Source organism: Kitasatospora sp. NPDC058170, from assembly GCF_042883905.1.
In the GTDB taxonomy this organism is placed as follows: Bacteria; Actinomycetota; Actinomycetes; order Streptomycetales; family Streptomycetaceae; genus Kitasatospora.
In genome coordinates this window covers 380,813-405,958 of sequence record NZ_JBHVUV010000001.1, presented here as the reverse complement: position 1 = coordinate 405,958, position 25,146 = coordinate 380,813, and the positions used below count along the sequence as shown (strand labels likewise).

The window sequence follows — 25,146 nt, the reverse complement described above, 5'->3', positions numbered from 1 at the left end:
CGGGCCGCTTGAGACCGCTGGGCCCCGCCGCGCGCTCTGGGAGAGCGCGGCGGGGCCCGGGGTGCGTTCCGGCGCGGGCGGGGTCGGGCGCGCGGGCGGTCAGCGGTAGTAGGGCTCGACGACGGCGCGGACCTCGGCGAGGAGGGCGGGGCCGGTCTGGGGGACGGGGGGCAGGTCGGCGGCCGGGCGGATGTCCAGGAGCTGTTCGTCGGACAGGGCGAAGACCACGCGGCCCAGGCCCGCGCGCTGGATGACCGCCTCGCACATCGTGCAGGGCCGGCAGCTGGTGTACATCGTGGTCCGCGCCGCCGTGGCCCGGTCCAGCTCGCGTGCGGCCCACCTCGCCAGCTTCAGCTCCGGGTGCGCGGTGATGTCCCGGTCGGTGAGGGTCGTGTTGTACTCCTCGGCCAGGACCGTGCCGTCCGGTGCCGCCAGCAGCGATCCGAACGGCGGGTCGCCGCCCTCCCGGGCCCTGGCCGCGAGGGCGATGGCCCGGCGGAGGAGGGCGTGGTCGTCGGGTGTGGTCATGACTGCTCCGTTCGGATGCTTGACGACAGGTCGAGGCGCGCGGCCACCGCCGCGAGCGCCTGCCAGGCCGCCTGCGGGTGCTCGGTCTCGCGCGGGTCGCCGCCGTAGGGGTCGAGGATGACGGACTCGGCGCCCAGCCGCCGGAGTTGGTCGAGGTCCGCGATGACCTGGTCGATCGTGCCCTCCCCGGCGAGGCGGTCCGGTCCGTCGACCGGCTCCGCGCTGAGCCGCAGGGCGGTCCGGGGGGCCAGGGCGGGCGCGGGGAGGCCGAGTTCGGCCGCGGTGGCCGTCAGCCGGCCGGCGGCCTCGCGCAGCCACGGCATGGTGCGGCGCAGCGGGTGCCAGGCGTCCCCGAGCCGGACGGCGCGGCGCAGGCCCGCGTCGCTGTTGCCGCCGACCCACAGCGGGATCCGCCCGCCGCCGTAGGCGTCGGTGTCGGCCCAGGCCGCCCGGATCGCCGCCAAGTGGTCGTCGGTCAGCCGTCCGCGCCGCTCGAAGGGGATGCCGAGGGCGGCGAACTCCTGCCGGGCCCAGCCCACCCCCACCCCGAGGACCAGTCGGCCGCCGCTCAGCTGGTCCAGGTTGGCGGCCATCCGCGCGGTGAGCAGCGGGTGCCGGTAGGGGGCGATGAGGACCGTCGTGCCGAGCCGGATCCGGGTGGTGAGGCCGGCCAGCCAGGACAGCGTGGTGAAAGGTTCGTAGAAGGGTGCCGGATAGCGCTCGGCGACATCGGGCGTGATGGCGATGTGGTCCGAGACCATCAGCAGGTCGAAGCCCAGACCCTCCACGGTCCGGGCCCAGTCGCGCAGGACCCCCGGGTCGGTGCCGGGGCCGAAATTGAGGACGTTGACTCCGATCTTCACAGCGCCCAGGCTAGTCAGCCGACACCGGTCGCCAGAAGGGATTCCCCCCTGTTCAGAGGCGGTTCGGCCGTGGATCCCCCGGTAATCTGGGCGGATGACCGAGAGTCTTGACCCGACGGACTGGGCGATCCTGGACGAGCTCCAGCGGGACGGCCGGATCGCGTTCACGGAGTTGGCGCGACGGGTGAACCTGAGCGCCTCGGCCACCACGGAGCGGGTGCGCCGGCTGGAGGCGACCGGGGTGATCACCGGGTACCGGGCGGAGGTGGATCCGGAGCGGACCGGGTACGGGCTGCTGGCGGTGGTCCGGCTGAAGTACCCGGGGACCCGGCACGAGCCGCTGCGCCGGCTGCTCGGGGAGCGCACCGAGATCCTGGAGTGCGTGCGCACCACCGGGGACGACTGCTACGTCCTGAAGGTGGCGGCCACCTCGATGGGCCACCTGGAGGAACTCGTCGACGCGCTGGCCCAGTTCGGGAGCACGACCACCAACCTCGTGCTCAGCCGGACGCTGCCGCTGCGCGGCCCGCGGGAGCCGGTGGCGAGCCCTACGCCGGGGTGAGGGCGAGGACCGCGAGGTCGTCGGCGAGCAGGCCCGCGTACTCGTGGACGTCCTGGGCGAGGAAGGAGACCACGCGGTCCGGGGCGGTGGTGCCGAGGGCGGCCAGCCGGCGGGCCAGCGGGTAGAAGGCGCCGGAGGCGTCGCGGGCCTCGCTGACGCCGTCGGTGTACAGCAGCAGGGTGTGGCCGGGCAGCAGGGCGGTGTGGGCCGGTCGGGCGCACGGCTCCCCTGCGGTGAGGTGGCCCAGGCCCAGCGGCAGCTCGTCCGGGCAGTCCACCGCGGCGACGGTGCGGCCGGCGAGCAGCAGCGGGGTGACGTGGCCCCGGTTGACGATCTCCACGTGGTCCGAGCCGGGCCGGTGCTGGACCAGCACGGCGGTGACGAACAGCTCCTGGTCGCCCCGGTCCGCCGCGTCGCGCAGCACCGCGCGGTCCAGCTGCTCGGCCATCTCGACCAGGTCGGCGGTGTCGTGGGCGGTGGCCCGGAAGGCTCCGAGCACGTCCGCGACCGTCCGGACCGCGCCGAGGCCCTTGCCCCGGACGTCGCCGAGCAGCACCCGCACCCCGAACCGGGTGTCGCACACCTCGTACAGGTCCCCGCCGACCAGCACCTCCGCCTGCGCCGAGCGGTAGAGCCCGGCCACCCGAAGTCCGCCGACCCGTTCCGGGACCGGGCGCAGCACCGTGCGCTGTAGGGTCTCGGCGACCGTGCGGGCGTGCAGCAGGTTGCGGTTCTGGTGGACCCGCTGCCAGGACAGGGCGGTGCCCATCACCCCGGCCAGCAGGGTGGAGACGTAGACCCAGACGTGGTGCTGCTCGGAGAGGTGCCCGGCGCGCACGGCCAGGGCGAGCTGGAGCCCGAGCGCGCCCCCGGTCGCGAGGGCCGTCACCACCGGGCCGTAGCTGAACGCCACCACCACCGGCAGCGCCGTCAGCAGGAAGCCGGCCGCCACCGCGTCCGGGACGACCGCCTCGGACACCAGGTCGAGCACCACCAGCACCACGGGCAGCCAGGGGACCCAACCCGGCATCCTCGGTTCCACGGCCACCGGGTGCGGCGGGCGGGGTGCTGCGGGCACGGTGGGAACCTCCTGGCCGGCCGGCTCCTGGACGAGCGGCTCGTCCTTCCATGCTCCCCCACCACCGGAGGTTCGGCCCCTCGCCCTCGTCCCCGTCCCCGGCCTCGCCATCGCCCCCGTCCTCGCCCTCGCCCTCCGAACGGGGAAACGGGGCGCCGGCAGGCGGGGTCGGTACCCTGGCGGCATGGAGATCTGGATCAACCCGCGCTGCGGGAAGTGCCGAACGGCGCTCGGGGCCCTGGAGGGCGCGGGCGCCGAGTACACCGTGCGGCGCTACCTGGAGGACCCGCCGACCGCCGTCGAGCTGGAGCAGGTCCTGGAGCGGCTCGGGCTGGAGCCGTGGGACATCACCCGGCTGGACGAGAAGTCCGCCCAGGACCTCGGGATGAAGAAGTGGACCCGGGAGCCGGGCGACCGGGCCCGCTGGATCAAGGCGATGGCCGACCACCCGATCCTGATCCAGCGCCCGATCATCACCGCGGACGACGGCCACGCCGTCGTCGCCCGGACCCCCGAGGCGCTCAAGTCCGTCCTGCCGTAGCACCGCTGCGGGCGGCCGCGGCGGACCGGCGGCTCACAGTCGCCGGATCCGCCGGACCGGCTCGCCCGGACGCCAGGACGTGATCCACAGGTGGTCGTCGCCCACGGTGGTGTGCACCACCTGCTCCAGCTCCAGCCGGAAGGCGTGGAACGGGCCGGGCGGCGGCTGCGGCAGGTCCGCGACCCAGGCCGCCAGTTCGACCTCGTCGGTGATCTCGACGGCCCGGCCCGAGATCTTCGAGTCCCCGCCCTCCATCGTCTCGTCGCCCGGGTGGGCGTGCAGGGCGAAGCGGGCGTCCCGCTGGAGGTCGCGGGCCTTCATCGCCCCCTCCATCGACCCGATGGTGAGGTCGGCGCCGATGAAGTCGACCTCGGTGCCGCTCACCCGCGGTGAACCGTCCCTGCGCAGCGTCGCCAGGACGTGGTGCTTGTTCGCCTCGAAACGGGCCCGTACGGCGGGGGCCAGATCCGGTGCCGCGTGCTCGAAATCCTGCCAGGTAGCCATGGCGCCAGTCTGGCACCGGGCACCGGCGATCCCGGTGAGGCCGGGGCGTTGTCGGCGCCCGGTGCCAGACTGGACGCGTGACCACCACGACCGAGTACATCGCGTTCCTGCGGGCCGTCAACGTCGGCGGGCGCACGGTGCGGATGGAGCGGCTGCGCGCCCTCTTCGCCGAGCTGGGCCTGGGCGGCGTGCGCTCCTACATCCAGAGCGGCAACGTCTTCTTCACCACCGAGGAGGCGGACCGGGACGCCCTCGCCCGGCGGATCGAAGGGCACCTGGCCGAGGCGCTGGGCTTCCCGGTGCCCGTCATGCTGCGCACCCCCGACGAGGTCGAGGCGCTGCTGGCGGCCGAGCCGTTCGCGGGGATCGAGGCGACGCCGGACGTCCGGCTGATGGTGGTCTTCCTCTCCGAGCCGCTGCCGGACGGCTACCCGGTCCCGCGGACATCCGAGAAGGGCGACTTCGAGATCATCGGCGCCGACCCCGGCACCGCCTACGTGGTGATCCACCTGCGGGGCGGGCGGATGAACACCAACCCGGCGGACGTCTTCGGCAAGTCCTACCCGGGGCAGTGCACCTCGCGCTTCCTGCACACCACGGCCAAGATCCTGGCGGCCGCCAGGAAGTCCTGACTCCGCGCCACCCGCCGCCGCGGCCCGGTGCAGGCGGCGGGTTCGCCGCCGTCCGGCGGGTACCGGATCCTGGACAGGCGGGTGCGGGTGAGCCGACAATCAGGCCATGACGTCACCTGAGATCCGGACGTATGTGGTCCGGCCGTCCGAGGCCGAGCGGGAGCAGGCTCTCGGGGTGCTGCGGGAGGGGGCGGGCAGCGGACGGCTGTCGCACGAGACCTTCCTCGGGCGGATGGACGTCGTGCTGCACGCCAACAGCAGGGCCGAGTTGGACGCGGCGATGGCGGACCTGCCGGCCGGGAACCCGGTCGGGCGGTTCCTGCTGCGGACGGTGGGTCAGGTATCGGCGTTCGGGGTGCGGCTGCGCGGGGCCTGGCGGGCGGAGCGGCTGCCGGGGCTGAGCCTGCCGCACGAGGGCGCGGGGAAGCTGACGATCGGCCGGATCCCCGGCTCCGGGCTGCGGCTGCACGATTCCTCGGTGTCGCGCCAGCACGCCGAGTTGCGGCACGAGGGCGCGGGCTGGGTGCTGTACGACCTGGGGTCGACCAACGGCACGCATGTGAACGGCCGTCGGATCGCGGGCGGGGTGCGGGTGCGGCCGGGCGACCAGGTGCGGTTCGGCAACCTGGAGTTCCGGCTCGCCCCGGGCTGAGGGAGGTCCGGCTCGCCCGAAGTCCGGCTCACCCCGGGCCGAGGGCGGCGGTGGACAGCTCGGCTGCCGGTGGCGGGGTTGTCGGTGGCGGGTGCGAGGATTCGACCATGAACCAGGAGACCGATCTCGCCCCCGCTGTACTGCGCGATGCCCGTGAGCGTGCCCGCGAGTTGATCCGGTGCGGCTTCCAGGAGTCGGACGAGATAGCCGAGTCCCTGGCCGACGAGTTCGACGACCAGGGGCTGACGGAGGAGCAGGCGGGCCGGCTCATCGCGCCGCTGTGGCAGGAGCGGCTGGCCGAGCAGGCGTCCTGGCCGCGGACCACGGACGTGGACCGCCTGGAGGAGGCCTTCGACGCGCTGGAGGAGCAGGACATCGTCGCGGCGATGGACTTCACCTGCTGCGGCGGTTGCGGATACGCGGAGATCGGCGGCGAGGCCGACGCGGACTCCCGCGGCTTCGTCTTCTTCCATGAGCAGGACACCGAGCGGGCGGCCGCCGGGGGCGGTCTGACGCTGCGGTACGGCGGGTTCCGGGCGGACGGCGAGCCCGCGGAGTCGACGGCAGAGGCGGAGCTCCGGACGGTGCTGATCGGCCGCGAGGTGGTGGCGGCGCTGGAGGCGGTCGGCCTGTCGGTGGAGTGGGACGGATCGCCGGGCCAGGCGATCACCGTCACGCCGCTGACCTGGCTCAACCGCCTGCCGGAGTAGTCGGTACGCGGACAGGGAGTCGGCGCGGTCGAAGACCTCGGTGCGGCGCCGGAGGCCTCGGTGCGCCGGGGCGCGGTGGCCGGTCAGCGGCTGACGTGGAGTTCGGCGTAGTGGTCGCCCGCGACGGCCTTGCGCAGGGTGATCTTCGTCTGGCCGATGGTGGCCTCGGTCTTCTCGGTGAGGGTCCTGGTCTCCCCGCCGAGCTTCACCTCGGCCGAGGTGTCGGTGATGTGACTGACGGTCAGTTTCACGGTCCGGTCGCTGCCGAAGACCTCCACGGTGTTGGAGGCGTCCGCACCGTCGGTCCGGACGACGACATCGCAGCTGTCGTCCTCGGTGCAGAGGGTGGCGCCGGCCTTGCAGGCGGCGAGCCCGGTGGTGAGCAGGAGTACGGCGCCGGCCGCGAGCAGTGCGGTGCGGGCGGTCCGGGCGCGGGCGGTGCGGACAGGGGGGCCGGCCGGGTCTCGGGCCGGGCGCGGAGCGGTCGTTGTGGTCATGGCACCGACGGTAGGCGGCCGTGCGCGCCGGGCCATCGGCCCCGGGCGGTACCCGCCCCCTGGCCCGGCCCGGAGCGGGCGGGCCGCCGCGACCCCGAGGCGAGTGGGTCCAATCCCCTAGGGGTCCGTCTTCGAACTCCCGTCGTTCGCCCGGAGGGCGGGCTTGGCGGCGTTCGGGTGCGTGCATCGCAAGGCGGAGGAGGGAGCCACTGCGGTGGGGGCACCTCCCGGCCGGAGGCTGGGGGCCATTGGCGACTGACGACAACGCGGCGAGGTGCGTGCCCGGGCGTCGCCAAGCAGGCGGGAGTTCGAAGACGGACCCCTAAGGGTTCAAGGCCGTTGACTGCCCGAGGACCCGCTCGACGCCGGCCACGACGATGGCGAGACCTCGCTCGAAGCGCCGCTCGTAGTCTCCGAAGAGGTCCCGTCCGGCCGCGGCGGCGAGTTCGTGTGCGGGGTCGATGCCCGCGGCGCGCTGTTCGGGGTCGTAGCCGGGGGCGCGCTCGCCGGGCCGGGGGTGGACGGCCTGCTCCTCGATGACGAAGCCGATGGTGTACGCGTACCCGGTGGTGTAGGCCTGCACGGCGTCGGCGAGTTCGAAGCCGGCCCGGGTGAAGGCGGCCAGCATCACGTGCTGGCCCTCGGTGTGGCCCTGGTCCGTGAGGCGGGTGCCGCTGAAGACCTTGGCGCCGTCGCGGTAGCCCAGCAGGGCGCCGCGCAGCGTACGACAGGTGGTGGTGAGCGCCTCCTGCCAGGACGCCGGCGGAGTGATCGGCCCGGCGGTCATCCGGCGGAGCATCTCGGTGGCCATCTCGTCCAGCAGCGCCTGCTTGTTGGCGAAGTGCCAGTACAACGCGGGTGCCTTGACGTCCAGTTCGGTGGCGATCCGCCGCAGGGTGAGGCCGTCGAGCCCGGTCTCGTCGAGCAGGCGCAGGGCCGTGCCGACGACCTGCGCGCGGTCCAGCTTGGGTGGCATACCGGCCTTTCCTGTGGGTGTCGACTCCCCCGTCCCCTTCGCCTTGACAATTTAACACCGTTAAGCCCATGCTCGGGCCAGCCGCCAACTTAACGCCGTTAAGGAGCTTCCCATGGAGCATGCCGTGCACCCCGCCACCCCGGACGTCCTGATCGTCGGAGCGGGCCCCACCGGGCTCACCCTGGCCTGCGACCTCGCCCGCCGCGGGGTGTCCGCCCTACTGGTGGAGCGGGCCGCGGCGCTGTTCCCCGGCTCGCGCGGCAAGGGCCTCCAGCCGCGCACCCTGGAGGTCCTCGACGACCTCGGGGTGCTGCCCGCGGTCCGCGCCGCCGGCGGCCCCTACCCGCGGATGATGTCCTGGCAGGACGGTGAGCGGCAGGGCGAGTGGGACCTGATCGAGCGCAACGCCCCCGACCCGACCGTGCCGCACCCGGACATCTGGATGCTCCCGCAGTGGCGCACCCAGGAGGTGCTGCACGACCGGCTGCGGAAGCTCGGCGGGCAGGTGGCCTTCGGTACCGCGCTGACCGGCCTGGACCGGCACCCCGACCGGATCGAGGCCCGGCTCACCGGGCCGGACGGCATCGAGCGCACCGTCACGGCCCGCTACCTGGTGGCCGCCGACGGCGGCCGCAGCACGGTTCGGCGGGCGGTCGGCATCCCGATGGCCGGTGAGCAGGTCGACCCGCGCCCCGTCCTGGTCGCCGATCTGCGGCTGACCGGGCTGGACCGCGAGAACTGGCACATCTGGCCGACCGCCCCCGGCGGCGCGCTGCTGCTCTGCCCGCTGCCGGGCACGGCGGACTTCCAGCTGTTCGCCCAGTTCGGCGAGGACGAGGAGCCGGACACCTCACCGGAAGGGGTGCGCCGGACGGTCGCGGCCCGCACCCACCTGTCCGCGGAGGCGGTCGGCGAGGTCCGCTGGGCCTCGGACTTCCGGCCCCGGACGGCACTCGCCGAGCGGTTCCGGGAGGGCCGGGTGTTCCTCGCCGGCGACGCGGCGCACATCCACTCCCCGGCCGGCGGCCAGGGGCTCAACACCAGCGTCCAGGACGCCTACAACCTGGGGTGGAAGCTCGGTCAGGTGCTGCGGCACGGTGCGGCCGAGGAACTGCTGGACAGCTACGAGGCGGAGCGGCTGCCGGTCGCCGCCGACGTGCTGGAGATCTCCACGCAGCTGTACCGGGCGGGCGGGGTCCGGGCCGGCGCACTGCGCCGGGGGCCGCGGACGGAGCAGCTGGGCCTCGGGTACGAGGGCGGGCCGCTGACCGTGGAGGCCCGCTCGGGACTGGCCGAGGACGCGCTGCGCGCCGGGGAGCGCGCTCCGGACGCGCCCCTGGAGGAGTCGCGGGACGAGTCGTGGGACGAGTCGTGGGACGAGTCGCGGGAGGAGGTGGCGGGCGGGCCCGGGCGCCGGCTGTTCGACGTGTTCCGGGGGCCGCAGTTCACGGTGCTCGCCGTGGACTGCGAGCTGCCGGCGCTGCCGGCGGGCGTCGGCGCGCTGCGGGTCGGCGCCGCCACCGGCGGAGGGATCGCGGCGCGGGCGTACGGCCGGGGGCTGTTCGTCGTCCGGCCGGACGGCTACCTGGGGCTGGCCACCAACGATCCGGCCGATCTGCCGGGCTACCTGGCCCGGCTGGGGGTGCGCTGACGCGAGGCGTGCGGTGCGCATATGCCCCGTGCACATGCCACGCGCGTAGATCAAGGAGCCGCGAAAGACCCCGCGGTCACTCGCGGGCGACGCCCCAGCCGTCGGCCGGGCCCCAGAGCGGAGCGGTGCAGCGCTGGTAGGTGGCCTGCCAGTGCGGCCAGTTGCGGACCACGTCGTCGTCGCAGTCGGCCAGCAGCTGCTCGACGACCGCCGGCTCGACGCCGTCCAGCAGCCAGGCCAGCGCGTCGGCGGTGCCCGGGCCGTCGGCGGAGCGCAGCAGGTCCAGCAGCTCGGGCAGGCTGCCCAGCCGGGAGCCAGCGGCGACCACCCGCTCCATCCGGGGCAGCAACTGCCGCTCCTCGATGCGCAGATGGGTCTCCAGCCGGGCCGCCAGGTCCTCCATCGCGTAGGCCACCGGCCAGGCGCTGCCCGCGTCCCGGCTGGCGATCCGCACCAGGGTGGTGACCCGGGTGAAGGAGTGGTCCAGGTTGTGGTGGTCGGCCTCCAGCCAGTTGAGCAGCAGGCGCAGCTCGGGGGCGAAGCGGCGCACGATCGGCCAGATCCGGGTGTCCTGCTGCTCGTGGTGGCAGGTCAGCATCGCGGTGACGAAGGTCCAGTGCCGCAGCAGCGCCTCGCCCTTGTCGTCCTCGCCGGGCTGGAGCAGGCGCAGCGAGTTCGGCAGCCGGGTCAGGTCGCGGCGGAGGGCGGCGTGCACCAGCCGCAGCCCGGCGAACCGGACGGCTTGCGGCTCCTCGCCGGCGGCCCGCTCACGCTCGGAGCCCGACTGGGCGGGGACGGCGGGCGGGGACGCTACGGGAAGCAGGTAGCTCGGCATGGCTCTCATTTCACGACTTGGCAGGGCTGGTGGAAACGCGCTCCCACCAAAGTGCTCACAGTCGATCAGAGTCGAATCAATATCCGATTGACGTGCAGGTCAGGGGCCCGGCACCGACGCCGCGGCCCTCGACCGCGAGGCGGTCGAGGGCCGGGGTGGAGCAGGGGCGCCGGGCGAACAGGCGCCGGGGCGCCGGGCCGGTTCAGCTGGAGGCCGGTTCAGTCGGCGGCCGGGCCCGCCAGGTTCTTGGTGAGCCACGTCAGCGTGTCCGGGATCATCTTCTTGAAGTCGGTGGTCAGGTGCTTGCCGCCGGGCTGCTCGTAGTACTCGACGGACAGCGGCGCCACGGCCTTGGCGACCCACGCCTTGACCAGCTTCGTCTCGTACCCGTTGGCACCGCCCGCGGTGGCGAGGATCTTCACGTCGGCCTTGCCCAGGGCGACCATCGCGTCCGGGCTGTTGGCCTGCCGCTCGGTCTCGTGGCCCTTCCAGAGCCCCGAGTCCGGGTTGAAGTAGCCGTCGATCGGGACGGCCGCCTTGTACTTGTCCGGGTGCTGGAGGGCGAGCTTCGCGCTGCAGAACGCACCGGTGGAGGCACCCATCAGGCCCCAGCCGTCGCGGCCCTTCACGGTGCGGAAGTTGGCGCGGACGAAGTCCGGGATGTCCTCGGCCATCCAGGTGCCCATCTTGGGCTGGCCCGGGATGTCGGCGCAGTCCAGGGCGTTCTTCTCGTCGCTGTTGAAGTTCTGCACCGGCATGATCATGATGAACGGGTGTGCCTTGCCGGCCTTCGACAGCTCGGCGTCGACCTGCTGGATCGGCAGTTGGTCGTCGGTCCAGGTGTTGTAGCCGTTGCTCTGGCCGCCCGCGAAGAGGGTGAGCACGGGGAACCCGGTCCTGGCGAACTTCGGGTCGTTGTACTCCGGCGGCAGCCAGACCCAGACCTTGCCGGAGACGCCCGACTTCGGGCCGGTCAGCGTCGTCATCATGATCTGGCCGGCGACGGTGTCCCGGGCCTTGGTGAGGGCGGCGGCCGGGCCGGTGGGCATCAGCACCTTGCCGGAGGGCGCCGGGGTGGCGGTGGTGGGCGCGGCGGAGGCGCTGCCCGTGGCCGAGCTGCTGCCGGCGGCCGACGGGGTGCCGGGAGCGGTGCTGCCCGCGGCGCCCGCCTTGCCGGCGTCGCCCTTGGCGGTGTCCCCCTTCCCGCTGCCGTCCGTACTGCCACAGGCTGCCAGCGAGGCGGCCAGGGCGAAGGCGGCGGCGCCGGTCAGGACGGCGCGGATGCGGGTGGACTGCGGCTGCACGGTGAGGACTCTCCGACCGGTGTCGCGCCCGCTCTGTCGGGAGCCGGGCGGTGGCCCCCGGGGTGGGGCCGGACAGGCCCGGGTGTGACGCGTGCTGCGGCCCCCGGGGGCGGTGCGCCGTCCCTCGCGGTGGCGCGCCGTCCTGCGATCTTATGACGTGGTGCGGGGGCGACCGGTTGCGCGAGGGCCGACGGCGGTCCAATGTTTGTTCCCGATCCGGTAAAGCGTTGTAAGCACCCTGCCGTCCGGCGGGGGCGGCCCCCCGCCGGACGGCAGGGAGCACAGCCGGACGGGTGCCGGCCCGGTCGCCTTTTGGTCCCTCGTACCAGTGACTGCGGGCCCCGGATCGGCGACGATCGGCTCGCCAGCACCATCGCCCGAGGAGCCGCCATGTCCCAGCAGATCGCCGTCGTCACCGGAGCCGGCAGCGGGGTGGGGCGCGCCGTGGCGCTGGAGCTGGCCGCCGCCGGGTGGCTGCTGGTGCTCGCCGGGCGGCGGGAGGAGCCGCTGCGGGAGACCGCGCGGTCGAGCGGCACCGAGGCGGCCGCGGTGCCGACCGACGTCACCGACCCGGCGGCGGTGGACGCGCTCTTCGCGGCGGCCGTCGAGCGCTTCGGCCGGGTCGACCTGCTGTTCAACAACGCCGGGACGTTCGGCGCGCCGACCCCGGTGGACGAGCTGGAGGTGGCCGAGTGGCGGGCCGTGGTGGACCTCAACCTCACCGGGGCGTTCCTCTGCGCCCGGGCGGCGTTCCGGCAGATGAAGGCCCAGGACCCGCAGGGCGGCCGGATCATCAACAACGGCTCGATCTCGGCCCACGTCCCGCGGCCGCAGTCGATCGCGTACACCGCGACCAAGCACGCCGTCACCGGGCTGACCAAGTCGCTCTCGCTGGACGGCCGCCCGTACCGGATCGCCTGCGGCCAGATCGACATCGGCAACGCCGCGACCGACATGACGGCGGCGATGGGCGTCGGCGTGCGGCAGGCGGACGGCCGGATCGCGGTGGAGCCGACCATGGACGTCGCCGATGTCGCCCGGACCGTGCGGCACATGGCCGGGCTGCCGCTGGAGGCCAATGTGCAGTTCGCGACGGTGATGGCGACGGCCATGCCGTACATCGGCCGGGGCTGAGCGGCCGGGGGTGAGCGGCCGGGCCCGGGCCGCGGCCGCGCAGGCGGACGGCCGCCCCCCGTGCGGAGGGCGGCCGTCCCGGCGCGGTCAGCTGCGCCAGGTGTCGTTCAGGTTCACGCCGCCCGAGGCCGGCACGGTCGCGGTGCGGTTGGCACCGGACTCCCAGGTGACGGCCCCGGAGCCGTCCTTGCGGATGTACTTGTACTCGAAGGCGGTGCCGGCGGCCATCGCCACGTCCAGCTTCCAGACCGGGTACGCGGCCGAGGAGAGCGGCAGCGCCTTTCCGGTGTCCCAGGCGCCGAGCGCGGCGCTGCTGCCGACCACGTAGATGTTCTGGCCGAACACGGTGGTGGCGTCGACCGCGAAGGAGGCACCGCCGGCGGCGGGCACCGTCCCGCCCGAGCCGCCCGCACCGACGTACAGCGCGACCGCGTCGCCGGCGCCGACGGTGGCGGTGAACCGGCCGTCCGGGCCGACCGTGTAGGAGGGGCCGCTGCAGCCGCCGCCGGTCGGGTCGCCGTGCTGGACGTCGCAGTACGAGCCGGCCGGCAGCGAGGTCTGGAAGGTCTGGGTGACCGGGCCCGACTCGCGGTTGAGCGCCACGAAGCCCTTACCGCCCCGGCCGAACGCGATCGCGTTGTTGCCGTTGGACCACCAGTTGGTGATCCCGGTGCCCGCGACCGCGTTGCGGAAGCCCACCATGTTGGCGACCTGCCGCCAGGCGTGGGTGCAGTTCCAGCCGTCGCTGTAGCAGGCGTTGACGGTGCCGCCGTTCGGCGGGCCGTCGTCGTGGCCGGAGAAGGCGTAGCCGGAGTAGACGTTGGGCGAGCCGTAGGGGTTGGCCAGCATGAAGACGTTGGCCAGGGTGTAGGCGCTGCCGTCCTTGTAGGTCAGGGTGGAGCCGTTGCGCTCGGTGTCCCAGTTGTCGACGAAGGTGCGGGCCTTGGCGCTCGCCAGCAGTCCGGAGCCCCAGCCGGAGAGGTCGGCCAGCCGGCCGCCCTGGAAGGCGCTCTTCAGCCAGGTGCCGGAGCGGAACTCGTCCACGTCGCCGGTGCCGGTGTACTCGGAGGGCTGGATCGGCTCGCCCGCGCCGTAGATGACCTCCTGCACCCAGTAGGCGTTGGGGTTGGCCGTCCTGGCCTTGATCGCGGCGAGGTCGGCGGCGGCGATGTGCTTGGCCGCGTCGATCCGGTAGCCGTCGACGCCGAGCGAGGCCAGGTCGTTCAGGTAGCCGGCGATGGTCTGCTGGACGTACGCGCTGCCGGTGTTCAGGTCGGAGAGGTTGACCAGCTCGCAGTTCTGCACGTTGGAGCGGTCGGCGTAGTTGCTGATCGCGGTGCGGCAGGAGTGGAAGTCCTGGTCCTGGTAGTACCCGGGGTAGGTGTACTTGGCGTAGGCGGTGCCGCCGGTGCCCGTCCCGGAACCGGCCGACATGTGGTTGATCACCGAGTCGGCGACCACCTTGACCCCCGCCGCGTGGCAGGTGTCGATCATGTTCTTGAAGGACGTCCGGTCGCCGAGCCGCCCGGCTATCTTGTACGAGACCGGCTGGTAGGAGGTCCACCACTGGCCGCCCTGGATGTGCTCCTGGGGCGGGGAGACCTCGACGAAGCCGTACCCCTTCGGGCCGAGCGTGTCGGTACAGGCCTTGGCGACCGAGTCGAAGCGCCACTCGAAGAGCGTCGCCGTGACGTCCTTCGCGCCGGGTGGGGAGGCCTGGGCGGTGGGCGCGGCGCCGAACGCCGCGGTGAGCGAGAGCGCGAGTGCCGCCGAGGCGGTGAGCGCGCCGGCCGCGCGGGCGGACCGGCGGGTGGGGGCGGTGGTGACCACGATGTCTCCTGGGGGCTGGGGTGGGGCAGCCGGGGCGAGCTTGCAGCGAATTTCAGTAACTTGCCGGAAACTTGCAGCGCTGAACCTAGAGCCGCCCGCAGGGGTCGTCAAGAGTCGAGGAGGAACGTTTCCGCAGCTCGGGACAGGTCGCACACGAACCCATGGGTCGGCAAAGGGCGCGGAGGCCCGCGCAGGAGCCATCGGGTGAAGTCACCGGGTGAAGCCCCCGGGTGAAGTCACCGGGTGAGGCGCCGGCCCCGCGGAGGGGCCGGCGCGGCGATGCCGCGTCAGACCGCGTCGGGCCCGCGCTCGCCGGTGCGGACCCGGACGATGTCCTCCACCGGGACCGACCAGACCTTGCCGTCGCCGATCTTCCCGGTGCGGGCGGCCCGGACGATCTCCTCCATCACCCGCTCGGCGTCCGCGTCCTCCACCACGACCTCGATCCGGGCCTTGGGCACCAGGTCGATCCGGTACTCGGCCCCCCGGTAGACCTCGGTGTGGCCGTGCTGGCGCCCGTACCCACTGGCCTCGGTGACGGTCAGTCCGTGCACGCCGACGGCCTGCAGCGCGTTCTTGACCTCGTCCAGCTTGAACGGCTTGACGATCGCGGTGATCAGCTTCATGCGGAGGGGGTCCTGTCGGAGGAGTGCGTGAGCACGGAGGTGGCGGTGGCCCGGGCCACCGTGGCGTGGGCCGTCGTACCGTGGCCCAGGACGCCGTGATCGTACGCGGTCTCGGCGTGCACGGCGAGGTCCAGACCGGCGAGTTCCTGCTCCTCGTCGGCGCGGAAGCCCATCAGCCGGTCGATCACCCGGCCGATCCCGTACGTCATGGCGAAGGCGTACACCGCCACCGCCGCCACCGCCGCCAGTTGCCGGCCGAGTTGTCCCAGCCCCCCGCCGTGCAGCAGCCCGGCCGGGCCGCCGGTCATCGCGGTGGTGGCGAACAGGCCGATCAGCGCGGTGCCGATGACACCGGCCACGAAGTGCACGCCCACCACGTCCAGCGAGTCGTCGTAGCCGAAGCGGAACTTCCAGCTCACCGCGTACGAGCAGACCACGCCCGCCAGCAGCCCGATCACCAGGGCGCCCGGCAGGTCGACGCTGCCGCAGGACGGGGTGATCGCGACCAGCCCGGCCACCGCGCCGGAGGCCGCGCCGAGCGTGGTCGCGTGGCCGTCCCGGCGCTTCTCCACCAGCAGCCAGCCGAGCAGCCCGGTGCAGCCCGCCGCCTGGGTGTTGAGCAGCGCGGACGCCGCCAGGCCGTTGGCGCCCAGCGCCGAGCCCGCGTTGAAGCCGAACCAGCCGAACCAGAGCAGTCCGGCGCCGAGCAGCACCAGCGGCAGGCTGTGCGGGCGCATCGCCTCCTTGCCGAAGCCGATCCGCGGCCCGAGCAGCAGGGCCAGGGCGAGGCCGCTCGCCCCGCAGTTGACCTCGACCACCGTGCCGCCGGCGAAGTCCAGCGCACCGAGCTTCGACAGGATCCAGCCGCCGGGCGCGAACACCCAGTGCGCCACCGGGACGTACACCAGCAGCGTCCAGACGGCGGTGAAGGCCACCCAGGCACCGAACTTCGCGCGGTCCGCGATGGCGCCGCTGATCAGCGCGGCGGTGATGATCGCGAAGGTCAGCTGGAAGGTGGCGAACAGCACGGTCGGGACGTGGCCGGTGAGCGAGGAGGGGGTGATTCCGGCCATCCCGAGGTGGTCCAGGCCCCCGATCAGGCCCCAGCCGCCGGCGTCCGCGCCGAACGCGAGCGAGTAGCCGGCCAGCAGCCAGACCACGGTGACCACGGCGATCGAGACGAAGCTCATCATCAGCATGTTGAGCACGCTCTTGGTGCGCACCATGCCGCCGTAGAACAGGGCCAGGCCGGGGGTCATCAACAGGACGAGCGCGGTGCTGGCCAGCAGCCAGGCGGTGTCACCGGTGTCGAGGCCGGGTGACGGGTCAGCCAGGAACATGGGCGTGCCTTCCCAGAGGCCTGCGCGGACAGGGGTGCCCCACCCGGCACGCCCCGGGGAGGGTGGTGGCGGGTACGGGTGGGCGGGGTCGCAGGTCGGTTGGGAGAGTTTCGCGGGGACGGATTTCTTGTTGCGGACGGACACGTTTCGGCCGTGTTTCGTGTTGCCCGACCGTTGCCCGGCGGTTGCCGACGGGTTTCCGGAACCTCACCGACGACGCAGGGCCCGGCAGCCGTGGCTGCCGGGCCCTGCTCCCTGTCTTACCTGGTTCTACTGACCGTGGATCAGGGTCAGCTGGTGGTGATCGCGGTGTCGTCGATCACGAAGCTCGTCTGCAGCGAGGAGTCCTCGGTGCCGGTGAACTTCAGGGTGACCGTCTGGCCCGCGTAGGCCGAGAGGTCGAAGGTGCGCAGCTGGTAGCCGGTGGCCTTGTCCACGTTGGAGTAGGTCTTCAGCGCGGTGCCGTTGACCGTGACCGCCAGCTTGTCGTACACCGTGCTGCCGGTCTCGGCGGTGTCGATGTGCAGGTAGAAGCTGAGCGAGGCCTTGCAGCCCGCCGGGATGGTCACCGTCTGCGAGAGGGTGTCCGTGTGGGCGGAGCCGTAGCCGTTCAGCCAGGCCTTCCAGGTACCGCCGTGGGCGGCCTGCGACGAGCTGGAGTCGACGACGCCGCTGGAGGAGGTCCAGGGGGCGGCGGTGCCGGTCTCGAAGCCCGCGTTGCCCAGCAGCTGCGCCGGGGTGCAGGTGGTGTTCACGTCGGTGACCGTCCAGGTGAAGCTGGCGGTCCCGGTCTTGTTGGCGGAGTCCTTCGCCGTGACGGTCACGTTGGACGTGCCGACGGCGCTCGGGGTGCCGGAGATCAGGCCGGTGGAGGCGTTGATCGACAGGCCGGCCGGCAGGCCGGTGGCCGAGTAGGTCAGCGGGGCGGTGCCGCCGTTGGCCTTGATGCTCAGGCTGACCGCGGTGCCGACCTTGGTGCTCTGGTTGCCCGGGCTGGTGACGGTGACGCCACCCGGGTTCTGGGGCACGGTGCCGACGTTGACGCCCGCCCAGGCGGTGCCGACCGCGAGGAGCTCGGCGCTGCCCGCGCCGTAGAGGTCGGTGGCCGCCTTCTCCGTCGCGACGCGCGCCGCGGCGTAGTCGGTGTTGGAGGTCATGTAGGTGGTCAGCGCCTTGTACCAGATCGCCGCCGCCTTGTCCCGGCCGATGCCGGTGACGGTGATGTTGCCCTGGGTCGGCGAGTTGTAGTTGACGCCGTTGATGACCTTCGCGCCGCTGCCCTCGGACAGCAGGTAGAAGAAGTGGTTGGCGACGCCCGAGGAGTAGTGGACGTCCTTGTTGCCGACCGTGGAGGACCAGTAGTCGGCGGAGCCGCCGTCCTTGGAGGGCTTGTCCATGTAGCGCAGCGGGGTGCCGTCCCCGTTGATGTTGATCAACTCGCCGATGAGGTAGTCGGGGTTGTCGGTCGGGATGTTGGCGTAGAACTCGACCATGGTGCCGAAGATGTCCGAGGTGGCCTCGTTCAGGCCGCCGGACTCACCCGAGTAGGTGAGGTTCGCCGTGGCGGCGGTGACGCCGTGGCTCATCTCGTGGCCCGCGACGTCGAGCTCGGTCAGCGGGTGGGTGTTGCCGTCACCGTCGCCGTAGGTCATGCAGAAGCAGTCGTCGTCCCAGAACGCGTTCACGTAGTTCTGGCCGTAGTGGACGCGGCTGTAGGCGCCGGCACCGTCGTTGCGGATGCCGTTGCGGCCGAAGGTGTTCTTGTAGTAGTCCCAGGTGGCCGAGACGCCGAAGTGGGCGTCGACCGCGGCGGACTCGCTGTTGGCGACGGTGCCGTCGCCCCAGCTGTCGGTCGACTTGGTGTACAGGGTGCCGGTGCCGCTGGTCCCGTGGTTCAGGTTGGTGGTGTACATCCCACCGCGGGTGCCGTCCTTGAGCTGGAACGTCGAGCCCGACTGCGTCGTGCCGACGGTCACGTTGCCGACGAAGACGCCCTTGCCGGTGCCGGTCTTGACGCCCTCGAACTTCAGGATGACCTGGCCGGAGGTCGCGTCGGTGACCACGTGCAGCTTGCTCGGGGTGCCGTCCGACTCGGTGGAGGAGACGACCGTCTCCCAGGCGAGCCGCGGGCTGCCGTCGGCGGCCCAGACCACCAGGCGGGGCGCGTTCTCCAGCGAGGAGCCGGACTCGGCGGCCAGCGCGGCCGACTGCGCGGCCGGCGCGGCGAGCTTCGGCGTGGTGTTCACGCCGGTCAGAGCGGCCTCGGTGGCCTTGGTCACACCCTGGGTGGCGCCGGTGGCGTCCTGGTGGACGATCAGGTCGCCGCCGAGCACCGGGAGTCCGGCGTAGGTGCGCTCGTAGCGCAGGTGGCGGGCGCCGTTGGCGTCCTGGACGACGTCCTTGGTGACCAGCTTCTCCTCGCTGCCCAGGCCCAGGGTCTGGGCGAGGGTGGCGGTCTGCTGGGTCGCGGAGGCGATCAGCTGGGCGCGGCTCGTCTGCTGGGCCGCGACGGCCGCCGGAGCGTCAGCGGTGGCTGCCTGCGCGATGACGGGGATGCCGGTCACCAGCAGCGCGGTGGTGGCGGCCATGACAACCGCTGCCTTCCGAGCCTGGGTGTAACGGGACATGCGGACTCCTTTTCCGACCGGCGCGGGGTTCGCGTGCGGTGGAGAGAACCTGGACCGCGGGGTTGCGGCACAGTGGGGGCCCCCGCCGCCGGTGTGCGGCGCGGGTGCGGTGTGCGGAGCTTGTTGCTTTGCCGAGGGGGTGCGCTGTACCTGACCTGGGGCAGCTGCACCGGGGGGTGGGGCCCCCACGTCTGCAGCCGGAGGAATCGTGGCAGCAAACGAGTCGTGAATGACAGATGCATGCCATGGATTGGCCGATTCGCACCAGCGACCGTTCATCCGCAGGGCCGCCAACTGTGTTACAGCCGCACGAAGTTCTGGACACGGTTTTCAATAACGCCGGAAGGTTTGACCACACCCGGCGGTCACTGACCAGCACGCCGGGGCCGCGACCGGCCCGAAACCCGGACGACAGCGCCCGGTCGGCGCGGCACGTCACCTTTCCGGCCGTGCCAGCGTCGGTTTCCGGCCAATCACCGAATGGAACGGCTGTGAAGGGAACCGGAACGGAACGGCCCCGCACCGCCGTGAGGGCGGTGCGGGGCCGGACCCGGCGGACCGTCAGTGCTGGACGAACACCGCCACGGTGCGGCCCGGCACGGTGAAGGTGCCGGTCGCGGTGTCGAAGCCGGACCGCCCGACCACCGGGTCCGCGCCGCCCGCCTGCACCGGGTGCAGGCCCTGGGCCGTCCCCTTCAGGGCGGCCACGGTCTGGCTCTGCGCGGTCGGCGTCGCGTTGAACACCACGGTCAGGCCCTTCTCCGCGCCCGGCAGTCCGGTGCCGTCCAGGTGCAGCGTGATCACCCCGGGCGCCTCGCCGGGCGTGCCGGAGAGCGGGTAGGAGAGCCGCCGCTGCACCTCGGCCAGGGTGGGCAGGGCGAACAGCGGCGAGGACTGCTTGATCCGCAGGAACTGCTGGTACTGCGCGGTCGTCGCCGCGATCTGCGTCGCGCCGACCTTCAGCCCCGGGTTGGCCAGCAGGGACGCGGACAGCGGCCACATCCCCTTGTTGTCGGCCGCCATCGGCACGCCCCGGCCCCAGCCGTTGCCCTGGGCCGGATCCCAGTGGATGGCGTTGAACCAGTCACCGGAGTCGTAGGAGTTGGCGTCCAGCGACTTCGAGCGCAGCAGGTCGCTGCCGGCCTGGGCGAAGCCCGGGCCCTGGGTCAGGGCGGTCAGCGAGAGCGCGAGCGCCTGCATCCTGGCCCGGTCGGCGGGAGCGGTGCCCGCGGGGAGCTTGAAGGCCAGTGCGTCGAACAGGCCGGCGTTGTCGTGCGCGTCCACGTACTCCACCGACTCGCCGGGCCTGGCCGCGTAGCCGGTCGGGGCGCCGTTGTAGTCGACCCCCGCGCCGGTGACCGTCCGCCCGGAGCTGTCGGTGAAGGTGTAGCCGGCCAGGTTGCCGGTGAGCGCCACCTTCAACTGGTCCATCTGCTTCAGCAGCCGGGCCTTCTGCTGCTCCGGGGTGCCGTTGTCCGCCGAGCCGTTCGGGTCGGTGTACAGGCCCGAGGCGAAGCCCTGCTGCGGGGCGGAGGACAGCTGGAAGTTGCCGCCCCGTGCCGCGTCGCGGATCCGGTCGTCGAAGGTGGCGATGCCGGTTCCGGCCATGGTGAGCTGGGTGGCCTGCTCGAAGCGGGCGTTGTCGGCGACGACCCCGAAGTTCCAGCCCTCGCCGTAGAGGAAGATGTTCCTGCCGTCCACGCCGTCCGAGTCCGGCGTCATCCGCCGCAGCGCCGCCTGCACGTCCAGCATGGTGGACTTCGGGTCCAGGCCCATCAGGTCGAAGCGGAAGCCGTCCACCTTGTACTCGCGGGCCCAGGTGGTGACGGAGTCCACCACCAGGCGGTTCATCATGGCGTGCTCGGGCGCGGTGTCCGCGCAGCAACTGTCGGTCGTCACCTTGCCGTTGGCGTCGAGCCGCTGGTAGTACCCGGGGACGACCCGGTCCAGCACCGAGTGCTCGGCCTGCCCGCTGGCGGCGGTGTGGTTGTAGACCACGTCCAGCACCACGCGCAGCCCGGCCTCGTGGAGCGCCTGCACCATCTGCCGGAACTGCACCGTGCGGGCGGTGCCCTGCGGGTCGGTGGCGTACGAGCCCTCCGGCACGGTGTAGTGCAGCGGGTCGTAGCCCCAGTTGTAGGCGTCCTCGGCGGCGACCGCGGCCACGCACTCCTGCTGCTTCTCGCTGTCCGCGGCAAGGGCCTTGAGGTCGCAGGCGGGCAGCTTCTGGTCCGCCCGGTTCTCCCGGATGGTGGCGATGTCGAAGGTCGGCAGCAGGTGGACGGTGGTCACCCCGGCCCTGGCCAGGTCCCGCAGGTGCTGCATACCGGCCGACTTCGACTCGGTGAAGGCCAGGTAGGTGCCGCGCTCGGCGGCCGGCACGGTGGTGTCCTCCACCGAGAAGTCCCGGACGTGCAGTTCCTGGATCTGCTGGCGACCGGGCGGGACGGCCCCGGGGACGGCGTGCTCCTCCCAGCCCGGGGGCTTGAGCTCCCCGGCGGAGAGGTCGGCCACCAGGCTCCGCGCGGAGTCGGTGGAGAGCGCGACCGAGTACGGGTCGGTGACGGCGTTGGTCACCACCCGCCGGACGTCCGGCGCCCAGACCTTCACCTGGTACAGGTAGTACTTGCCGTCCAGCTCCGCCTTGTCGCGGACGAGTTCCCAGACGCCGGTCTCGTCGTCCAGCTTCAGCGGAAGCGTCCTCGGGGTGCCGCCGGCCGGGCCGTCGAAGACCTGGACGGACACCTCCTGGGCGGTCGGCGCCCACAGGGACAGCGCCACCTTGCCGCGGTAGTAGGCCGGACCGAAGTCGACCTTGCCGGTGCGGCGCGCGTACAGGTCGTCCAGGACGCCGGGGATCTGCACGCCGGTGGCGGCGAGCACGGCGCCGCTCGGCAGGTGCTCGGTGAACAGCAGCTGGCCGCGGAGCGCCTGGGCGACGCGGCCCGCGTCCCGGGCGTCCACCGTGAAGGCGCGGTAGCCCGCCAGGTGCGGGTACGCGGCCTTCTGCGCGGCGGTCAGGCCGCCGGGGGCGGGCTCCAGCCGGATCCACTGGCCGGGCTTGGAGAGCACTCCCCGGTCCGCGGTGATCGCACCCGCCGGGTCGTACACCAGCTGGGCGCTGGTCCCGCCGGCCAGGGCCGCGTCGTTGGCTCCGTACGCCGCGGGGACGACCACCGTCCGGGCGTCGATCCACTGGGCCTTGGCCGAGCCGAGGTCCACCTGCGCGGAGGCGGCGGCGTTCTGCGGCAGCAGGTAGCCCTCCCTGCCGCCCAGGATCCAGACCTCGCGGCCGTTGACGGCGAGGTCCAGCGACTGGTCGTTCGGCAGGTCCTTGTCGTTGCCCCTGTGCAGGATGTAGCTGAGGCTGGTCGCGCCGGGCGCGAGCGGCACCTCGAAGACGGCGCCGAAGGCGTCCCGGCGGACCGGCGTCAGCGGGCTGCCCCAGTCGGTGGGCGCGGCCGCGCCGGTCCAGTCGTGCAGGCCCCAGCCGTCGTAGTCGCCGTCGGCCCGGTTGTAGTGGATGACGGCGGTGCCGGCGGGCGGGGCGGCGACCGGGCCGGGGTTGGCGGTGCGGACGGTCGGGTCGCCCTCGGCGAGCCAGATCTCGCCGGTCGCGCCGACGTCGATGTGGCGGTCGGCGTCCACGTCCTTGACGCCGTCCTTCTCCACGACGAACCCGACGTCGGAGGCCCCGGCCTTCAGCTTCACGTACGCGAAGGCGCCGTACGCGTCGCGGCCGGTGAAGCCGTGCCCGGCGGGCCACTGGGTGGACTCGCCGTCGGCGAGGTCGCCCCAGGCGTAGAGGTTCCAGCCGTCGTAGGCGTTGTCCTTGCGCTGGTAGTGCACGACCGCGTACGGGCGGGCGGTGGCGCTGGGCACCGGCTTCGGCGCGGGGGTTCCGGTGGTGAAGGAGCCGGTGGCCGAGCGCAGGTGGCCGGAGGAGTCCTGGACGACGGCCTTGTAGCGGACGACCGTGCCGGGCGGGACACCGCCGAGGTCCTGGGTGACCCGGTACGAGCCGGTGTCCGAGGTGCCGAGCACCTGCCAGCCGGCGGTGCCGATCTGCGCGGCGAAGGAGACCCGGTCGAAGCCGCCGCCGTCGACCTGCGCGCCGATGGTGACGGTGCCGGTCGAGCCGTCGGCGGGGGTCCTCAGCGCGAGCTGCGGAGCGGCGGGCACCGGCGCCAGCCGCCCGGCGGCCTTGAACACCACCGAGGAGAGCGCCGGCACGGTGACGGTGACCTTGCGGTCCGCACCGCTGGCGAGCCGCTCCCCGGCCGCCGGGTAGATCCGGTCGAAGCCCTGCCCGGCCGAGAAGGTGTCCAGGGTGACGGTCTTCGCCTCGGTGGCGTTGTTGACCGCGACCAGGTACTCGACCTGCTGTCCGGCGTCGATCCGGGAGAAGGCGTACACGCCCGCGCCGTCGGCGGCGTACCGCTGGATCTGGGCGCCGTCGGCGAGCGCCGGGTGGTCCCGGCGCAGCGCGGCCAGGCCGGCGATGCCCCGGTACAGCTCGCCGCCCTGCTCGTAGCGGTCGGCCGGGCCGGTGGCGCCGCCGAGCACCCGGTCGCTGTTGTACGACGGGGTCTTCGAGGCGAACAGGTCCTGCCGGGCGTCCTTGTCGCCGCCCGCGCCGGTGAAGCCCTGCTCGTCGCCGTAGTAGACGACGGGCTGGCCGCGGGTGAGGAACTGCAGCTCGTTGGCGAGCCGGTCCTTGCGCAGCAGGGTGGCCTCGTCGGCACCCGGGTTGTCGGCCAGCAGGAAGGAGCCGAAGCGGCCCATGTCGTGGTTGCCGAGGAAGGTCGGCAGCTCGTAGGCGTCGGTGTCGGCGGTGGTGTAGCGGTAGTCCTGGCCGTACACGTCGGCGAGGCCCGCGGCCGGGCCGCCCTGGGAGGCGTAGGAGCGGGCGGCGTTCTGGAACGGGAAGTCCAGCGTGGCCTGCAGCCTGCCCTTGGTGACGTAGGGCGAGGTGACGGCCGGGTCGCCGGAGTAGACCTCGCCGAACATGAAGAACTTCCTGTTGCCCTGCTTGGCCGCGAAGTCCTTGAGCGCGGGCGCCCACTGCTGCCAGAACGCCATGTTGACGTGCTTGACGGTGTCGATCCGGAAGCCGTCCACGCCGGCGTCCTTGACCCACTGCTGGTAGACCTTCTCGAAGCCCTGGACCACCCGGGGGTTCTGGGTGTCGAGGTCGTCCAGGCCGGAGAAGTCGCCCTCGGTGGCGGACTCGCCGGCGAAGGTGGAGTCGCCCCGGTTGTGGTAGAGCGAGGGGTCGTTGAGCCAGGCCGGGGTCTTGGCGGTGGCGTCGGCGGGGTTCCGGAAGACCGGGCTGTAGGGGAAGGAGTCCCGGCCGGTCCTCGGCCAGGCCGTGCCCGCGTCGGCGACGGCGGTCTCGTCGACCGGCCGTCCGTCCGCGTCCAGCACCGGGTAGGCGCCGGTGGAGCGGTAGCCGTACTGCTTCTGCTGGTAGTCGATGACGTCGGCGGTGTGGTTGGTGATGACGTCGAAGAAGACCTTGATGCCCCGGGCGTGCGCCTTGGCTATCAGCTCCTTGAGCTGGTCGTTGGTGCCGAAGTGCGGGTCGACCTGGGTGAAGTCGGTGATCCAGTAGCCGTGGTAGCCGGCCGAGGCGTTCTCCCCGGTGCCCTGCACGGGCTTGTTCCGGAAGATCGGGGCCATCCAGATCGCGGTGGTGCCGAGGTCCTGGACGTAGTCGAGCCGCTGGATCAGGCCCGCGAGGTCGCCGCCGTGGTAGAAGCCCTTGTCGGCCGGGTCGAGGCCGTTCTCCAGCCGGCTGCCGGTGATGCCGCCGCTGTCGTTGCCGCGGTCGCCGTTGGCGAAGCGGTCCGGCAGGACGAAGTAGAACTGCTCGCGGGTGAGGTCGTGCCGCCCGGCGGTCGCGGCGAGCGCGGCGTCCGAGGGCGGGGCGGGCGGAGCGGCGGCGAGGGCCGCGGGGGTGGTGCCGAGGGTGGCGGCGGTCAGTGCGGCGGCGAGCAGCACGGCCGCGCGGCCCGGTCTGCGCAGGGGGGTGGTGCTCCGCGGGCGGCGGGGCGGGAGATCGGCCACTGAGGGCTCCCTTGCGAGGGAAGGGGGATCGGGTTTCCAGGACGCTAGCGGGCTGCAATATGTTTCAGCAAGATGCAGAAACCGTTTCGTGCGGGGAAACCCCGGACCCCCCGCAGCGCCGCCCGACCCCCCGCTTGCGCCGGCCGATCGACTCGGCGTGACAATGGGACATATGCCCGTCCCACCG

At 72.8% G+C, this 25,146-nt stretch carries 20 protein-coding genes; 7 read left to right on the top strand and 13 right to left on the bottom strand.

The annotated features are described in order from the left end of the window. Positions 1–99: 99 nt before the first annotated feature. On the bottom strand, positions 100–528 hold the full coding sequence (locus ACFVVX_RS01865; protein ID WP_387940268.1) for a nucleoside deaminase: 429 nt from the start codon (positions 526–528) through the stop codon (positions 100–102). Next, on the bottom strand, positions 525–1,391 hold the full coding sequence (locus ACFVVX_RS01860; RefSeq protein WP_387940266.1) for an LLM class flavin-dependent oxidoreductase: 867 nt from the start codon (positions 1,389–1,391) through the stop codon (positions 525–527). The genes ACFVVX_RS01865 and ACFVVX_RS01860 overlap by 4 nt, the downstream gene beginning before the upstream one ends. A gap of 94 nt (positions 1,392–1,485) precedes the next feature. Between ACFVVX_RS01860 and ACFVVX_RS01855 the strand changes: the two genes are divergently transcribed. Then, a complete protein-coding gene (locus tag ACFVVX_RS01855) occupies positions 1,486–1,953 on the top strand; it encodes an Lrp/AsnC family transcriptional regulator (protein WP_387940264.1) in 468 nt (155 codons plus the stop codon). Here ACFVVX_RS01855 and ACFVVX_RS01850 read toward each other — a convergent pair. Further along, on the bottom strand, positions 1,940–2,983 hold the full coding sequence (locus ACFVVX_RS01850) for a PP2C family protein-serine/threonine phosphatase (RefSeq protein ID WP_387940262.1): 1,044 nt from the start codon (positions 2,981–2,983) through the stop codon (positions 1,940–1,942). The genes ACFVVX_RS01855 and ACFVVX_RS01850 overlap by 14 nt on opposite strands. A 232-nt stretch (positions 2,984–3,215) precedes the next feature. Here ACFVVX_RS01850 and ACFVVX_RS01845 point away from each other — a divergent pair, with 232 nt between their 5' ends. After that, positions 3,216–3,572 (top strand): arsenate reductase family protein, encoded by a 357-nt coding sequence (locus tag ACFVVX_RS01845; RefSeq protein ID WP_387940260.1) that lies wholly within the window; start codon positions 3,216–3,218, stop codon positions 3,570–3,572. 33 nt (positions 3,573–3,605) lie between these two features. Here ACFVVX_RS01845 and ACFVVX_RS01840 read toward each other — a convergent pair whose 3' ends face one another. Then, complete coding sequence (locus tag ACFVVX_RS01840) at positions 3,606–4,076, bottom strand: pyridoxamine 5'-phosphate oxidase family protein (RefSeq protein ID WP_387940258.1); 471 nt, start codon at positions 4,074–4,076, stop codon at positions 3,606–3,608. Between the two features lie 77 nt (positions 4,077–4,153). Between ACFVVX_RS01840 and ACFVVX_RS01835 the strand changes: the two genes are divergently transcribed. From ACFVVX_RS01835 to ACFVVX_RS01825, 3 genes are all read left to right on the top strand, one after another. After that, positions 4,154–4,708, top strand: coding sequence for a DUF1697 domain-containing protein (locus tag ACFVVX_RS01835; RefSeq protein WP_387940256.1), 555 nt, complete (start codon positions 4,154–4,156; stop codon positions 4,706–4,708). A 106-nt stretch (positions 4,709–4,814) separates the two neighbouring features. After that, positions 4,815–5,360 (top strand): FHA domain-containing protein, encoded by a 546-nt coding sequence (locus ACFVVX_RS01830; RefSeq protein ID WP_387940254.1) that lies wholly within the window; start codon positions 4,815–4,817, stop codon positions 5,358–5,360. A gap of 107 nt (positions 5,361–5,467) precedes the next feature. Further along, the gene (locus tag ACFVVX_RS01825; RefSeq protein WP_387940252.1) at positions 5,468–6,070 is read left to right on the top strand and encodes a DUF6891 domain-containing protein; all 603 of its coding nucleotides are present in this window, start codon (positions 5,468–5,470) and stop codon (positions 6,068–6,070) included. Positions 6,071–6,153: 83 nt separating this feature from the next. On the opposite strand, the gene ACFVVX_RS01820 is transcribed toward ACFVVX_RS01825, so the two are convergent. Then, complete coding sequence (locus ACFVVX_RS01820; protein WP_387940250.1) at positions 6,154–6,567, bottom strand: hypothetical protein; 414 nt, start codon at positions 6,565–6,567, stop codon at positions 6,154–6,156. Between the two features lie 322 nt (positions 6,568–6,889). Next, positions 6,890–7,543, bottom strand: coding sequence for a TetR/AcrR family transcriptional regulator C-terminal domain-containing protein (locus ACFVVX_RS01815; RefSeq protein WP_387940248.1), 654 nt, complete (start codon positions 7,541–7,543; stop codon positions 6,890–6,892). 112 nt (positions 7,544–7,655) lie between these two features. On the opposite strand from ACFVVX_RS01815, the gene ACFVVX_RS01810 reads away from it, so the two are divergent. Then, positions 7,656–9,194, top strand: a complete 1,539-nt coding sequence (locus tag ACFVVX_RS01810) for an FAD-dependent monooxygenase (protein WP_387940246.1) — start codon at positions 7,656–7,658, stop codon at positions 9,192–9,194. Positions 9,195–9,270: 76 nt separating this feature from the next. Here the strand turns inward: ACFVVX_RS01810 and ACFVVX_RS01805 are convergent, their stop codons facing one another. Further along, on the bottom strand, positions 9,271–10,029 hold the full coding sequence (locus tag ACFVVX_RS01805; RefSeq protein WP_387940244.1) for a hemerythrin domain-containing protein: 759 nt from the start codon (positions 10,027–10,029) through the stop codon (positions 9,271–9,273). A gap of 218 nt (positions 10,030–10,247) precedes the next feature. Continuing rightward, entirely contained in the window at positions 10,248–11,333 is a 1,086-nt protein-coding gene (locus ACFVVX_RS01800) for an alpha/beta hydrolase (RefSeq protein WP_387940242.1), read from the bottom strand. 390 nt (positions 11,334–11,723) lie between these two features. On the opposite strand from ACFVVX_RS01800, the gene ACFVVX_RS01795 reads away from it, so the two are divergent. Next, on the top strand, positions 11,724–12,467 hold the full coding sequence (locus ACFVVX_RS01795) for an SDR family oxidoreductase (protein ID WP_387940240.1): 744 nt from the start codon (positions 11,724–11,726) through the stop codon (positions 12,465–12,467). 87 nt (positions 12,468–12,554) lie between these two features. Here the strand turns inward: ACFVVX_RS01795 and ACFVVX_RS01790 are convergent, their stop codons facing one another. From ACFVVX_RS01790 to pulA, 5 genes are all read right to left on the bottom strand, one after another. After that, the gene (locus tag ACFVVX_RS01790) at positions 12,555–14,297 is read right to left on the bottom strand and encodes a carbohydrate-binding module family 20 domain-containing protein (RefSeq protein WP_387940238.1); all 1,743 of its coding nucleotides are present in this window, start codon (positions 14,295–14,297) and stop codon (positions 12,555–12,557) included. A gap of 287 nt (positions 14,298–14,584) precedes the next feature. Then, entirely contained in the window at positions 14,585–14,923 is a 339-nt protein-coding gene (locus ACFVVX_RS01785; protein ID WP_387940236.1) for a P-II family nitrogen regulator, read from the bottom strand. Then, entirely contained in the window at positions 14,920–16,263 is a 1,344-nt protein-coding gene (locus ACFVVX_RS01780; RefSeq protein WP_387940234.1) for an ammonium transporter, read from the bottom strand. The genes ACFVVX_RS01785 and ACFVVX_RS01780 overlap by 4 nt, the downstream gene beginning before the upstream one ends. Positions 16,264–16,553: 290 nt before the next feature. After that, positions 16,554–18,890: a M4 family metallopeptidase gene (locus ACFVVX_RS01775; RefSeq protein WP_387940232.1), complete on the bottom strand. Its 2,337-nt coding sequence runs from the start codon at positions 18,888–18,890 to the stop codon at positions 16,554–16,556. Positions 18,891–19,451: 561 nt separating this feature from the next. Further along, positions 19,452–24,959 (bottom strand): pullulanase-type alpha-1,6-glucosidase, encoded by a 5,508-nt coding sequence (gene pulA, locus ACFVVX_RS01770; protein WP_387940230.1) that lies wholly within the window; start codon positions 24,957–24,959, stop codon positions 19,452–19,454. Positions 24,960–25,146 lie beyond the last annotated feature (187 nt).

Bases quoted from the DNA above. Each gene is read 5' to 3' on its own strand.
- ACFVVX_RS01825 (WP_387940252.1), top strand. From the start codon at position 5,468: ATGAACCAGGAGACCGATCTCGCCCCCGCTGTACTGCGCGATGCCCGT.
- ACFVVX_RS01855 (WP_387940264.1), top strand. From the start codon at position 1,486: ATGACCGAGAGTCTTGACCCGACGGACTGGGCGATCCTGGACGAGCTC.
- ACFVVX_RS01850 (WP_387940262.1), bottom strand. From the start codon at position 2,983: ATGCCGGGTTGGGTCCCCTGGCTGCCCGTGGTGCTGGTGGTGCTCGAC.
- ACFVVX_RS01820 (WP_387940250.1), bottom strand. From the start codon at position 6,567: ATGACCACAACGACCGCTCCGCGCCCGGCCCGAGACCCGGCCGGCCCC.
- ACFVVX_RS01815 (WP_387940248.1), bottom strand. From the start codon at position 7,543: ATGCCACCCAAGCTGGACCGCGCGCAGGTCGTCGGCACGGCCCTGCGC.
- ACFVVX_RS01785 (WP_387940236.1), bottom strand. From the start codon at position 14,923: ATGAAGCTGATCACCGCGATCGTCAAGCCGTTCAAGCTGGACGAGGTC.
- ACFVVX_RS01775 (WP_387940232.1), bottom strand. From the start codon at position 18,890: ATGTCCCGTTACACCCAGGCTCGGAAGGCAGCGGTTGTCATGGCCGCC.
- ACFVVX_RS01780 (WP_387940234.1), bottom strand. From the start codon at position 16,263: ATGTTCCTGGCTGACCCGTCACCCGGCCTCGACACCGGTGACACCGCC.
- ACFVVX_RS01865 (WP_387940268.1), bottom strand. From the start codon at position 528: ATGACCACACCCGACGACCACGCCCTCCTCCGCCGGGCCATCGCCCTC.
- ACFVVX_RS01830 (WP_387940254.1), top strand. From the start codon at position 4,815: ATGACGTCACCTGAGATCCGGACGTATGTGGTCCGGCCGTCCGAGGCC.
- ACFVVX_RS01810 (WP_387940246.1), top strand. From the start codon at position 7,656: ATGGAGCATGCCGTGCACCCCGCCACCCCGGACGTCCTGATCGTCGGA.
- ACFVVX_RS01840 (WP_387940258.1), bottom strand. From the start codon at position 4,076: ATGGCTACCTGGCAGGATTTCGAGCACGCGGCACCGGATCTGGCCCCC.
- ACFVVX_RS01795 (WP_387940240.1), top strand. From the start codon at position 11,724: ATGTCCCAGCAGATCGCCGTCGTCACCGGAGCCGGCAGCGGGGTGGGG.
- ACFVVX_RS01805 (WP_387940244.1), bottom strand. From the start codon at position 10,029: ATGCCGAGCTACCTGCTTCCCGTAGCGTCCCCGCCCGCCGTCCCCGCC.
- ACFVVX_RS01845 (WP_387940260.1), top strand. From the start codon at position 3,216: ATGGAGATCTGGATCAACCCGCGCTGCGGGAAGTGCCGAACGGCGCTC.